This is a genomic window from Streptomyces sp. NBC_00370 (assembly GCF_036084755.1).
Classification (GTDB): Bacteria; Actinomycetota; Actinomycetes; order Streptomycetales; family Streptomycetaceae; genus Streptomyces.
The window spans coordinates 7,710,343-7,722,952 of the sequence record NZ_CP107968.1; the positions used below are offsets into that span (position 1 = coordinate 7,710,343).

Annotated in this window: 11 protein-coding genes and 1 pseudogene; 4 read left to right on the forward strand and 8 right to left on the reverse strand. The window is 70.3% G+C overall.

Translation table 11 applies throughout. From position 1 onward, the window contains the following. Positions 1 to 147 precede the first annotated feature (147 nt). Together OHS57_RS34170 and OHS57_RS34175 are read right to left on the reverse strand one after the other, a co-directional pair. Positions 148 to 1,152 (reverse strand): LacI family DNA-binding transcriptional regulator, encoded by a 1,005-nt coding sequence (locus OHS57_RS34170; RefSeq protein ID WP_328584440.1) that lies wholly within the window; start codon positions 1,150 to 1,152, stop codon positions 148 to 150. A gap of 164 nt (positions 1,153 to 1,316) precedes the next feature. Beyond that, positions 1,317 to 1,952 carry a DUF1345 domain-containing protein gene (locus tag OHS57_RS34175; protein WP_328584441.1) on the reverse strand — a complete coding sequence of 212 codons (636 nt, stop codon included), beginning with the start codon at positions 1,950 to 1,952 and terminating at the stop codon, positions 1,317 to 1,319. Positions 1,953 to 2,035: 83 nt separating this feature from the next. Here OHS57_RS34175 and OHS57_RS34180 point away from each other — a divergent pair, with 83 nt between their 5' ends. After that, positions 2,036 to 2,947: a DUF3626 domain-containing protein gene (locus OHS57_RS34180; protein WP_328584442.1), complete on the forward strand. Its 912-nt coding sequence runs from the start codon at positions 2,036 to 2,038 to the stop codon at positions 2,945 to 2,947. 333 nt (positions 2,948 to 3,280) lie between these two features. On the opposite strand, the gene OHS57_RS34185 is transcribed toward OHS57_RS34180, so the two are convergent. Continuing rightward, positions 3,281 to 4,183, reverse strand: coding sequence for an NmrA/HSCARG family protein (locus OHS57_RS34185; RefSeq protein WP_328584443.1), 903 nt, complete (start codon positions 4,181 to 4,183; stop codon positions 3,281 to 3,283). Positions 4,184 to 4,287: 104 nt separating this feature from the next. On the opposite strand from OHS57_RS34185, the gene OHS57_RS34190 reads away from it, so the two are divergent. From OHS57_RS34190 to cobF, 3 genes are all read left to right on the forward strand, one after another. Further along, complete coding sequence (locus OHS57_RS34190) at positions 4,288 to 4,845, forward strand: TetR/AcrR family transcriptional regulator (protein WP_041994217.1); 558 nt, start codon at positions 4,288 to 4,290, stop codon at positions 4,843 to 4,845. Positions 4,846 to 4,919: 74 nt separating this feature from the next. Further along, positions 4,920 to 5,780 (forward strand): alpha/beta fold hydrolase, encoded by an 861-nt coding sequence (locus OHS57_RS34195; RefSeq protein ID WP_328585227.1) that lies wholly within the window; start codon positions 4,920 to 4,922, stop codon positions 5,778 to 5,780. Positions 5,781 to 5,866: 86 nt separating this feature from the next. Next, the gene (cobF, locus tag OHS57_RS34200) at positions 5,867 to 6,667 is read left to right on the forward strand and encodes a precorrin-6A synthase (deacetylating) (protein ID WP_328584444.1); all 801 of its coding nucleotides are present in this window, start codon (positions 5,867 to 5,869) and stop codon (positions 6,665 to 6,667) included. Positions 6,668 to 6,765: 98 nt separating this feature from the next. Here cobF and OHS57_RS34205 read toward each other — a convergent pair whose 3' ends face one another. The 5 genes and pseudogenes from OHS57_RS34205 to OHS57_RS34225 all read right to left on the reverse strand — a co-directional run bounded on the left by OHS57_RS34205 (position 6,766) and on the right by OHS57_RS34225 (position 12,567). Next, positions 6,766 to 7,644, reverse strand: coding sequence for a geranyl diphosphate 2-C-methyltransferase (locus OHS57_RS34205; protein WP_328584445.1), 879 nt, complete (start codon positions 7,642 to 7,644; stop codon positions 6,766 to 6,768). A 15-nt stretch (positions 7,645 to 7,659) separates the two neighbouring features. Then, positions 7,660 to 8,793: pseudogene (locus OHS57_RS34210) on the reverse strand (family 2 encapsulin nanocompartment cargo protein terpene cyclase); the annotation flags it as partial. 94 nt (positions 8,794 to 8,887) lie between these two features. Then, positions 8,888 to 10,306, reverse strand: coding sequence for a family 2B encapsulin nanocompartment shell protein (locus tag OHS57_RS34215; RefSeq protein ID WP_328584446.1), 1,419 nt, complete (start codon positions 10,304 to 10,306; stop codon positions 8,888 to 8,890). 248 nt (positions 10,307 to 10,554) lie between these two features. Further along, positions 10,555 to 11,316, reverse strand: a complete 762-nt coding sequence (locus tag OHS57_RS34220) for an alpha/beta fold hydrolase (RefSeq protein WP_328584447.1) — start codon at positions 11,314 to 11,316, stop codon at positions 10,555 to 10,557. Between the two features lie 33 nt (positions 11,317 to 11,349). Beyond that, a complete protein-coding gene (locus OHS57_RS34225) occupies positions 11,350 to 12,567 on the reverse strand; it encodes an MFS transporter (RefSeq protein WP_328584448.1) in 1,218 nt (405 codons plus the stop codon). Positions 12,568 to 12,610: the final 43 nt, after the last annotated feature.

The window sequence follows — 12,610 nt, forward strand, 5'->3', positions numbered from 1 at the left end:
GGGCAGGTACTTCAGGCAGGTACTCCTGGCCCGTGAGCGTTCCCGTGAACGTTCACGTGAACGCTCACGTGGTGGAAAGTGTTCGAAATTTTGCGCTCCCGTACGGTCGAGTGTCAAGACTTTCGAGTCACCCACGAGTCCGGCAGGTTAAGCGGACCCGGCGAGTCTCAGCTCGGCCCGGACCACGAGACCGGCGTTCCCGAGCGGATCCACCCCGGTCAGCAGCCGTGCCACCTGCTCGATGGCGAGCCCGCCGAGCTTGCGTGTGTCGAGGGCGACGCTGGAGAGCGGCGGCTCCACGAGCGCGCCGAGCTGTAGACCGTCGAAACCGATCACGGCCAGCTCCCGCGGCACGCTCCTGCCGAGCCTGCGCGCCTCGCGCAGTGCGCCGATCGCGATGATGTCGTTGAAGGTGAACACCGCGGTGACGTCCGGATACGTGGCGAGCAGGGTCCCCAGCGCCGCACCGCCGCCGTCCGCCGACTGGTCGGCGCCCACCACCATGTCCGCGTCGATCTCGTACGCCTTCACCGCCGTGGTGAACCACTCACGGCGGATGCTCGGCTCGGCGCGGCCGTGGTGGTCGAGCATGCCGATCCGGGTGTGGCCCTCGGCGACCAGATGCGCCACAGCGGCGTGGACGCCCTCCGCGCCGTCGATCCAGATCGAGCTGAACCGTGCGGTGTGGTGCTCACGGCCGATGAGCACCACCGGCATGCCGCGGGTGAATATCTCCAGTTCGTCCTCGGGACAGCTGAAGTACCCGACGACCGCGTCCACCTGCGAGCTGATGACCTGCAACGTCCCCAGCTCCTCCTCGGCCCGGTCGGCGGTGTCGTACACGACGACATGCCAGCCGCGGGCCCTGGCCGCCTCCAGCGCGGCGGCGGCGACCTCGGTGAAGAACGGGTTGAGGAGATCGGGAATGACCAGCCCGATGGTGGTGGTGTCCTGCCGGACGAGCCCGCGGGCGAACCGGCTGGGCCGGTACCCGAGGGCACGGGCCGCGTCCAGCACCCGCTGCTTGGTCGAGCCGTCGATCTCACCCTTGTCGTTCAGCGCCCGCGACACGGTCTGCCGGGACACCCCGGCGGATCTGGCGACATCGTTGATCGTGACTTTGCGGGGTTCGGTCCCCGACGCCGACACCATCGCCCACCTCCTGCTTATCGCGGACGCCGATGCGTACGCAGAGCCTGAGTATGCCTGTGCGGGCGGGGAGCGTGCTGAGGGGCACGGGCAGGAAGAGGCGTCCGGCGGGACGGGCGGCGGGACGGGCGGCGGGACGGGCGGTGCGGCGCGGCGCGGCGGGGGACTCAGCCGGTGACGATTCCGGTGACGAGGTTGATGGTGGTGGCGAGGATGCTCGTACCGAAGACGTACGAGAGCAGACAGTGCCGCAGCGCGACGGCCCGGATCGTCGAGTCGGACACACCGGTGTCGGACACCTGGTACGTCATGCCCAGGTTGTAGCTGAAATAGAGGAAGTCCCGGTACGCGGGCGGCTCGTCGGAGTTGAAGTCGATGCCGCCGTCCGACGGGCAGTAGTACAGATACGCGTAACGGGTGGCGTACATCAGGTGCAGCGCCGCCCACGCCGTGAACACACCGGCGAGCGCGAGCGCCGCGGCGACGTTGCCCTGCCCTGACTTCCCCGCGAGGAGCAGGACGACGATGCCGACCAGACCGCACAGTGCCGTGGCGACGACGACGAGTTCCTCGATCGCGGGCTGGAAGTCCTCGCGCTGGGCGTTGCGATGGGTACTGCCGGCGTCCATCGGCCACAGCACGAACCAGCCGGTCACGACGAAGACGGTCTCGGTCACGGCGATGCCGGTGAGGACACCGACCGGATTCTCGGCCGGAATGCCGACGAGCACGCCGACCACGACGCCGAACAGGATGGCGCCGATCAGCCGGGGGAGTGCGTGCAGGGGCAACCAGGACGTCATGCCGCGTAACGGTACAAGATCGCTGCCGCGTGGAGCCGGTAATGGGCGTGCGCCGACGTCAGGGCGTGCGCGAAACTGCGCCGATGAGTTCCCGACCCTCCTCGACCTCGACCTCGACGCCGTACGAGCGGGCCCTCCGGCACGTCACGGAGCGCTCCTCGGGCGGCCCGCTGGATCCGGCGCTGCGCGTGACGCTCAACTTCCATCCGGACCGAGCGGTGCGAGGCAAACCGATCCTCGACGCCCTGGCCGAGGACGGCGTGTACCGCTCGCAGTTCGTGACGGGCACGAGCAACGGCGGCCTGACCGCCCACCCCGGCGGCGACCGGTGGCGCTGGGAGAGCCGGATCTTCGGCGGGGCGTACGACGCCGCGCCGGCGGAAGAGCGCCCGGTCTACGGAGCGCTGAACTTCCGGCACAAGCCGGTGGGCGCGGCACCACGCTTCGGCTCGGCCCACTTCCGGCTGAGGTGCGAGACGCTGCCGAGGACGACGTTCTGCTACCCGGACAGCTTCCTGGAACCGTCGGACTTCGCAGTGGCGTCCCGCATGCCCCTGGTCGAACTGGCCGAGGCGGACAGGCGGGACGCACTGGACGACTACATCGAGGCGCAGGTCCACGGCCCATTGGTGCTGAAGGACGATGTGGAGGCACTGGTCCTGGACCCCTGCTACCGGGGTACGGAGGTGGAAGATTCGGCCCGCCGCCTGCCGTGCCCGCTCGAATGGCACCCGGGCTTCACCCTCACCACGGAGGAACTACGACGCCATCCGGACTACCGGGGTGCGGAGTTCGTGGCCTTGGGCGAATCGATAGCGCAGGCGGGCCGCCTGACCCCACGCTCGATAGGAACAGCCGCGCACACCGGCGACCACGACGAACAGTCCCTCAAGCGGGTCTGGCACTACGTGGCCCGCTTCGGCGCGCCGACGCCGGTGCGCGGGACGCGGACGAAGACGGAGACGGAGACGGGAGCATTCGATGGCCTCCGCTGAGGGACGGGTGGCACGGGCGGGTGGTGCGGGGTCTCTCGGGTGCCAGTGTGCCCGTATACCCAGTGGGTGTGCCGGTGGTCCGGGCGGAACGCCCGCACTGGCTCGACCAGTTGGGCGATCACCTCGTCCAGGGGCGCGGCGCCGCACCCAGGGCCGGCCGGCTGGTTTGCCGGCGCCCAGGATGCTTAAGGCGTCGGCCGGGTGGACGCGTGGTGGGCCAAGGCGCCGCCCGTCAGGAGGGATTCGTCGTCCGGGTGGGCGAACACGCCCAGCAGGGACGGGAGTGTGGGGGTCCTCACGGGCGGGCTCCTCGCCGTCGGTGGATCGCCGTGCTCAGGCCAGCCAGCGCGTGCGTGCCCATGTCTCGAAGGGCGTCAGCGGCAGGCCCAGGGCCCGCGCGAGCTCCGGGTGCGCCGGCTGCGGGGTCTCGTTGAGGTGTGACTGCCCGAATCCCATGTCGGGCATTCCGGCCGCGAGCGCTTCCTCCTTCGTCATGTCGGGCGCCGCCAGCTCCCTGCCGAGGGCGCGCGAGAGGATTTCCGCGATCTCCGCCATCGTCAGGCTGTCGCTCGCCAGCTCCAGCTCGACCTTGTGGAAACGTTCCGGCTCCGCGATCGCGGCGGCGGCCGTCGTACCGATGTCGTCCACCGCGACCAGGGACAGCCGGGTCGCGGGCTTCAGCAGGCTCACCAGCCCGGCGTCGACTCCCCGCGGGAACATGATCTCCAGGGAGGGCAGGAAGTTCTCCATGAAGAAGCCCGGCTTGATCAGCGTCCAGTGCGTGAAGTCCGCCTCACGCACCCGGTCCTGGATGCCGGACTTCGCCGCGTAGTACGGCTCCATCCAGGCCCAGTCGTCCTTGACCCAGCTCGTGTGCTGCCCGGCGCCCGAGACGGACGTGTGCACGAACTGCGGTACGCCCGCCGCCCGTGCGCCCTCGATCAGATTGACGGCCTGGGCGAGCTCGCCCTCGAAGGCGCGTCCGGTCACGTCGGGCATCTGGACCGAGAAGACGGCGCGCGCCCCCTCTGCCGCCCGGGTCACCGACCCCAGGTCGTCCAGGTCGCCGGTGACCAGTTCGGCGCCGAGCGCTTCGACGGTCTTCGCCCGGTCGGTCGCCGGGTCACGGACCAGGGCGCGGACCGGGATGCCCGAAGCGAGCAGGGCGCGGGCGGTGGCGCCGCCCTGCCGGCCGGTGGCGCCGATGACCAGGGCGGGTGCGGATTCAGTAGGCATGGTGTTCCTCGGGTGGTGAAGCGCAGCTAAGTGGCGAGGCCCGCCACTTACGTTCCGGTACGATACGGAGGGCCCCGCCGCTTAGCAACCCCGGAGATGACGTCATGACCGTCCAGCGCGCTGACGCCCGGCGTAACTACGCGCGGATCCTCGCCGTCGCCGAGGCGGAGGTCGCCGCACACGGCGGCGACGCCTCCCTCGAACAGATCGCCCGCGTCGCGGGCGTCGGCTCCGCCACCGTGCGCCGGCACTTCCCGGGCAGGCGCGCGATGTTGCAGGCGGTGTTCAGCGAGCGGGTCGAAGTCCTGTGCGCCCGCGCGGCGGAGTTGGCCGACGCCGCCGATGCGCGGGCCGCGCTGCTGGAGTGGCTGGGCGATCTCACCACGTACTCGGCCTCCGCACGGGGAATGGCCGACGCACTGGTCCAGGACGGGGCGGACGACGCGGACCATGTGAACGTCTGCTCGGCGAAGCTCGGCGGGGCCGTCGACCCGCTGCTGCGGAACGCCGCGAGGGCCGGCGCCGTGGCGCCCGATGTGACGGTCGCCGACCTGGTCACGCTGGTCACGGGCATCGCCCTGGCCACCGAACACCACCAGGACCCCGTCGCTGAGGCACACCGCCTCCTCGGCCTGACGGTGCACGGCCTCAGCCCCCGCTGACCTGGGTGACTGCGCACGGCCGTCGCGGGTACCGGGGCGGTAGGGCCGTGGTGTTCACGCGAGAGGCAGGGGCGATGTTCGACAACTTCGTGGCGGAGCACCGGCAGGTCGACGACGCGTCGATCTTCGTCCGCCACGCGGGGGAGGGGCCGCCGGTTCTGTTGCTGCACGGTCATCCCCGGACGTCAGCGACATGGCACCGCGTCGCACCGCAGCTGGTCCGGCGCGGCTTCACCGTGGTCTGCCCCGACCTGCGCGGATACGGTCGCTCGCGGGGCCCGGCGCCGACGGCGGACCACTCCGCCCACTCCAAGCGCGCCGTCGCGAACGACCTCGTGGCGGTGATGCGTTCGCTGGGACACGAACGGTTCGCACTGGCCGGTCACGATCGCGGCAGCTACGTGGCGTTCCGGCTCGCCCTCGACCACCCCGACGCGGTGTCGCGCGTGGCGTTCCTGGACGGCGTGCCGCTCACCGAGCATCTCGCGCGCATCAGCGTGCAGTTCGCGACGCAGTGGTGGCACTGGTTCTTCTTCGCCCAGCCGGACATCCCGGAGCGCGTCATCAACGCCGACCCGGACAGCTGGTACCACGGCGATCCGCTGAGCATGGGGCAGGAGAACTACGACGAGTGGCGGCAGGCCACGCGCAATCCCGCCGTGGTCCGGGCCATGCTGGAGGACTACCGGGCCGGACTCACGGTCGACCGGCAGGCGGAAGAGGCAGACCGGGCCGCCGGGGCGCGCCTCCGCTGCCCCGCGCTGATCCTGTGGTCCCTACGCGACGATCTGGAGGATCTGTACGGCGACCCGGTGGCACCCTGGGCGCGCTGGGCCGACGACGTACACGGCCATGGGATCGACTCCGGGCACCACATGGCCGAAGAGGCGCCGGACGCCCTTGCCGCCTCGTTGGGTGACTTCTTCAGCGGCTGAGAAGGACAGCGAATCGCCCGTCGAGCCGGTCGAGCCCGTCGAGCCCGTCGGGCCGGGGCAGGCCGGTCGAGGAGGACAATCGCCCCATGAGCAACACTGAGGCGCGGCACCTCCTGGTCATCGGCATCGGGGCAGGGGACCCCGACCATCTGACACTCGCCGCCGTGAAGGCCATCGGCAGGGCGCAGGTGTTCTTCGTACTCGGCAAGGGTCCGGAGAAGAACGCCCTGACACAACTGCGCCGGGACATGCTCGACGAGCACGCGTCCGGCCCGTACCGCGTCGTCGAGGCCGACGACCCCTGGCGTGACCGCACCCAGGACGAACGGTCCGGCTACACGACGGCGGTCCACGACTGGCGGCAGCGGCGCGCCGACATCTGCGAACGGCTCATCCGCGACGAACTCGCCCCTGGCCGGTGCGGGGCGTTCCTGGTGTGGGGCGATCCCTCGCTGTACGACAGCACGCTCGGCATCCTGGAAGACATCAAGGCCCGCGGCGAAGTGGCCTTCGACCACGAGGTGATCCCGGGCATCAGCAGCGTCTCCGCCCTGGCCGCGCGCCACCGCGTCAACCTCAACCAGGTCGGCCGCCCCGTCCACATCACCCCCGGCCGCCGACTCGCCGAAGGCTTCCCCGACGACGACGACGACGCCGACATCGTCGTCATGCTCGACGGGCACCAGACGTTCCGGCATCTGACGGGCAGGGGCCTGTGGATCTATTGGGGTGCCTACATCGGCACGCCGGACGAGATCCTGGTGGCCGGGCCGCTGGACGAGGTCTCCGACCACATCCAGCAGGTACGCGCCGAAGCGCGGGCCCGGCACGGCTGGATCATGGACACCTACCTGTTGCGCCCCGGTCCCGTTGGCACGAACGGCTGAGGAAGCCCCTCGAACGAACACCCGTCGACCGGCGGAAGGCCCGGGGCCCGGGGTGCTGGGCCCCGGGCCTTTCGCCGGCGGTCGGCGCTCCGCGACGGTCAGACGCGGTCCGCCGCGATCAGGACGTACTGGAACGAGCCGTCCCTGTACGAGTTGATGAACGCCTCCTCGATGCCGGTGACCAGTTCGGACGTGGCCCGTAGCTCCCAGTACGGCAGCGTCTCGGGCGTCAGGTCGATGACCGCCTGCGGTACGAGACGGTGGTCGGCCATGGCCTTCAGATACTCCCTGCGGGAGTGGATGTTGCACTCGAAGTGCGCGTTGATCTGGGATACCCACTTCGACGGCTGGCCGTAACGCGGGTTCCAGCAGCCGGTGATGGTGACGTACCGGCCGCCGACGGCGAGCACGCGCGAGTGTTCGGCGAACAGGTCGTCCAGATCGACGTACATGCTCGACTCGTTGTTCCAGGAGCCGGCGGCCTGCCCGGTCTCGAAGGGCGTGTCGAGCATGTTGCACACCCGGGCGCGGACGTGGTCGTCGATGCCGAGTTCATGGGCGCGGCGGTTGGCGAAGTCGGCCTGCTTGGCCGACAGGGTGACTCCTTCGACGTTGCAGCCGAACCGCTGATGGGCCATCACCATCGAACCGCCCCGGCCGCAGCCGGCGTCCACCAGTGTGTCCGCGCGCCCGATCGAACCGAGCTGGTCCAGCAGGACTTCGGCCTGCGCCGACTCCAGCCGGTGCAGCTCGGCGATCAGCCTCTTCTCGTAGCCGCTCTCGTGCGCCTTCCCGAGGGCGGCGTGATCGACGTCGCCGATGCCGTAGTGGTGGTGGTAGAGCCCGTCCACGTCGCCGAGGCGCAGATTCACCGGCCGCGCCTCGCCGTCCCAGTACCGGGCGATGTCACCCTGGTAGGGAGAGGCGGGGGTGGGGATGAACACGGAGGTACCGTTGGTGAGTTCGGTGCTGGTCACAGTGAGATGCGCTCCTTACCAGAAGTCCGGCAGGCTGTACCGGTAGGTGTTTGTCCGGTGCCAGTAGTGGTTGCCGTCGACCCACACGGCCACGCCCCGGAGGAAACGCAGCACGTTCGGGACGGGGCAGGCGGCCGCCAGTGCCGCGGCCTCGGCTTCGAACTCGTGCATGAGTTCGTTGTGGACCTCGACCGCCTTCAGATAGGCGTCCTGGTCGGACAGGCCTTCCCGTTCGGCGATCACCACGGGCAGGTTGAGATGCCGGCCCGGGCTGTTGAGTTCCTTGGTGTACGAGTAGAGGTCGTTGACGATGGTGGTGGCGTTGCCCGCGAGTGCGATGACCCGCTGCATGGCCGGCTGGGCGTGCAGGTCGGCGGGGAGTTCGTAGCCGCCGACGGTGTCGGTGATGGTGGGGCAGGGGCGGAAGTTGTTGAACTGGCGCATCGCCAGGTACTCCCACACCTCGGGCACGTGGTCCGTCTCGGACCACGCGGCCTCCGCCAGGTAGCCGAGATGCAGCCGCGCCATGTCGTGCCGGTACCGGTCGGCCTGTGAGGCGGTGGACTGCTCGGTGAAGTAGGCCATGGCGGAGCTGTAGGCGCGCCGTGGGCCGTCCGACTGCAGCGACGCGGCCCAGGCCGGTTCGTACTCCTTCGTGGTGTGCAGGGTGTCGAGCGCCGTGTGCGCCAGCAGGAGGCGGCTGCCCAGGCCCACGGGTGAGCCGCCGTGGTCCTCGCAGTAGCAGTCGTCGACGGCGTTCTCCGCGACCATCAGCCGGGTGGCGATCATCAGGTGGTCGACGGTGGGCGCGTCCGGATGGCAGGCGACCATGTAACGGCCGACGGAGAAGCCGTCGAACTGGTCCTCCCACTCGGGCGGGAACGCCTGGACCTCGTCCACCGCCCATTCCTTGATCCTGCGGCTGACCTCGGCCACCCGCGCCGCGTCGGGCTCCGCCACCGGATGGTGGTAGAGCCCCGGGATCGGTGTGCCCTCCGGTGCGCTGTCCGGTGTGGTCTCCGGCGCGGCCTCCTCCGGCGCCCCCTCCGCCGGTGGGCCGGGATCGGGAGGAGCCGGTGGCTCCGCACGCCGGCCTAAGTGCAGACCGGTCGTGCCGAGACCGCTCGGGCCGGACAGGAGCCGTTCCAGGACGGGGCTCAGCTGCAGAGGGGAGGGCCCAGGATCGGGCATCCGTAACTCCTAGGTGAGGTGGTGGGTTTCGCCACGGGACCGATGGGGCGGCCTAGGCCCTGTCCGGCCGGTGGGCGATCTGTACGTTCTCCAGCACGCCGAGCGCGTCGGGCAGGAGGATCGCCGCCGAGTAGTAGGTGGTGACCAGGTACGAGATGATCGCCTGCTCGTTGATGCCCGTGAAGCGCACGGACAGGCCCGGCTCGTACTCCTCCGGCAGCCCGGTCTGCCGCAGGCCGATGACGCCCTGGTTGTCCTCGCCGGTGCGCATGGCGAGGATCGAGCTGGTGTTCTCCTTGCTGATGGGAATCTTGTTGCACGGCAGGATGGGGACCCCGCGCCAGGCGGGCACCCGCTGGCCGCCGAGGTCGATGTGGTCGGGATGGAGGCCGTAGGCGTTCAACCCGCGCCCGATCGCCGCGATCGTCCGGGGGTGGGCCAGGAAGAGTTTGGTGCCGCGGCGGCGGCAGAGCAGATCGTCGAGGTCGTCAGGGGTGGGCGGCCCGGAGTGGGTCTCGATCCGCTGTTTGAAGGCGGCGTTGTGGAGCAGACCGAACTCGCGGTTGTTGATCAGCTCGTACTCCTGACGCTCCCGCAACGCCTCGATCGTGAGCCTCAGTTGCTCCTCGGTCTGGTTCATCGGGTCGTTGTAGAGGTCGGCGACCCGGGTGTGGACGCGCAGCACCGTCTGCGCGGCGGAGAGTTCGTACTCGCGCGGGTGGAGTTCGTAGTCGACGAAGGCGCCCGGCAGTTGGGCCTCGCCGGTGTGCCCCGCCGACATGGCGATCTCGGCCTCGCCGTGCCGGTTCTGCCGCCGGTCGGCGCGCGAGCCGAACTCCTGCAGATGGGACCGCAGGCCCGGCGCCGAGGACACCACGGCGTCGAAGTCGGCGCGGGACAGGGTGAGCAGGGTGCCGGCGGTCCGGGCGGTGGCGGTGCAGTCCCACGTGGCGTCGGTGTCCAGCAGGGCGTTCTCACCGAAGCTGCCACCGTCGGCGAGCGTGGCGACGGTCACCTCGTCGCCGTACTTACCGACGGAGGTCTGCTTGATCCTGCCGTGGGCGATCAGCTGGATCTGCTCGGCGGGGGAGCCGCGTTCGGCCAGCACCTCACCCGCGCGGAACTCACGCTGGACGCACCGGCCGGCCAGCGCCGCCAGTACCTCGTCGTCCTCGAAGCCGCGCAGCGGAGCCAGTTCGCACAGCTCACGGGGGATCACGCGGACATTCCCGCCGTCCTGGACGAACTCGATCCGACCGTCGCCGACGGTGTAGTTCAGCCGGCGGTTCACCCGGTAGGCGCCGCCCTTGGTCTCCACCCAGGGGAGCATCCGCAGCAGCCAGCGGGAGGTGATCTCCTGCATCTGCGGGGCGGACTTGGTCGTCGTGGCGAGATTGCGCGCGGCGGCGGTGCCCAGGCTGGACTGCGGAGGCGACTCCGCCGGGGCTTCCGGACTGGTCTCTACGGTCATCGGGCGACTGCTCCTTTACGGCGGCGGTGATGGGCGTGCGCGCGCCAGGCGAGAAAAGAGGAGATAGGAGGAGTTATCGGGAGGCAGAGGGTGAATCGTTGGCAATCCGTCCAGACACCAAGGAACCGTAACGGGGCGTGTGCCCAACTCGCCCGGGATCCCGGTTGAGTTACTTCGATGCGGCGATCTCGCCACGCATCAGGTTTATCGCCGTGACCGGCGGTATACGGACTGGGTGAGCCCGGCCCTCACCGGTGGTCGGTGAGGAAATCCACGATCGAAGCGGTGAACTCCGGTGCCGCGACGGCCGTCCCGTGGTTTCCCGGCACCACGGCGCGCGTGCCGTAGGGCAGCGCCTCTGCCAGTGCGTCCGCCGAGTCGGCCCGCTCGTCCTCGCTGCCCACCATCACAAGGGTCGGTACCTGAACGCTGCCGAGCAGTTCCACCGGCGTGGCGACGATCGAATCCAGCACATGTACGAGCGCGACCGGGTCCCCGCCGCCCGCCAGGAGCCGTTGCGCCGCCCGCTCCTCCCGCGAACCCGGCGTGAAGGACGCCGATCCTGCGTAGACCTGCCGCATGAACGAGCCCGCACCGCCGCCGAAGCCGAGCACCTGCCGCAGCCCCTGCCCCGCGGCCACCGCCCGCCCGGGTGTGGCGCCGCGCACCAGCATCCGCACCACGATGCGCGCCCCCAGCGAGTAGCCGCCGAGGTCGTAGTCGTCCAGCCCCAGGTGGTCGAGGAGCGCGAAGGCGTCGTCGGTCAGTACGTCGGCGGGATACGCCTCGGCCTCCTGGGGCTTCGCGCTCGCGCCGTGGCCGCGGAAGTCCGGCAGGATCACGCGGTAGCCGTGCGCCGCGATCGTCTCGGCCTGACCGTGCCGCAGCCACAGCGTCGCGTCCGTGGAGATGCCGTGCAGCAGGACCAGCGGCCTGCCCTCGCCCAGTTCCCGGTAGCCGAGGCGGACACCGTCACGGGCGGGGAAGAAGGACACGGCGGGGCTCGGCATGGGGCCGAGCATATCCAGGGTTTTTCGTGTGGATCAGACCTCCTGGGACGCCTTCGTGTTGGCGACCGGGGTCTTCTCCCCCTCGGCCGGCGCCGACGGCTTCGCGTGCAGGATCCTGGCCGTGAAGCCGGCCAGTACGCAGAAGGCCACGGGCAGGAAGAACGTGACGTTGAGCGGTACGAACGCGGTCAGCGGCCCGATCACGGCAGGTCCCGCGAGCATGCCCAGGTAGCCGAGACCCGCCACACGCGACACGTTGGTTCCGGCCGCCTCCGGGTCGGTGTGGCCTGCGGCGCTGAAGAGCTGCGGGATGCAGCCCGACAGACCGGCACCGAAGAGGGCCCAGCCGACCAGCGCCGGGGGGACGGCAGGGGACAGCGCGGCCAGGGTCAGGCCGACGGCGGCCAGGGCCGAGCCCCAGCGCAGCACGGCGACCGGTCCGACCCGCGCGGCCACCCGGTCGGTGACCAGGCGGCCGACGGTCATGGCGGTGGCGAAGGCCCCGTAGGCGAAGGCGGCGGTGGCAGCGGGTGCGTCGAGCACGTCATGCAGCTGGAGCGTGCTCCAGTCGTTGGCCACGCCCTCGCAGAGCATCAGCATGAAGGCGAGCACGGCCAGGATCCAGATGCGCCGGGGTGTCCTGCGCTTGCCCGCCGAGGCTGCCGGGCGGGCGCCGTCCTCATGGAGAACGGGCTCGGGCCGCAGCAGTGCGGGGGCGACGAGACCGGCCGTGACGATGCCCAGCAGCGCCATGATGCCGAGCGTCGTCGCGGCGCTCCAGCCCGCCCGCAGGGTGAGCGCGCCGACGAGCGCGGCGAGCACGCCGCCGATGGAGAACAGCGCGTGGAAGGCGGACATGATGGGCCGCGCGTAGCCGCGCTCGACGCGTACCGCGTGCGCGTTCATGCTCACGTCCAGACAGCCGTTGCCGAAGCCCAGCACCACCAGGGCGCCGCCCAGCGTCCAGGCGTTGGTGGCCAGACCGGGCAGCACCAGCGCCGCACTGCACACGGCCGCGCTCACGGGGACGACCTTCCGGGCGCCGAACCGGTCGGTCAGTGGCCCCACCAGCTGCATACCCGCGAAGGCGCTGCCGCCGAGCAGCAGCAGGAGCCAGCCGAGCAACGCGTGGCTGACGCCGGTCCGCTGCTCGACGGTGGGGATGTGGACGATCCAGATCCCCATGATGAACCCGTTGAGAACGAAGTAGGCGAACGTGGCCAGTCGGCCGGCGCGAAGTGATCTGTCCATGGTTACGAACATAACGAACATGGAAAGTGTTCACAAGATTGCG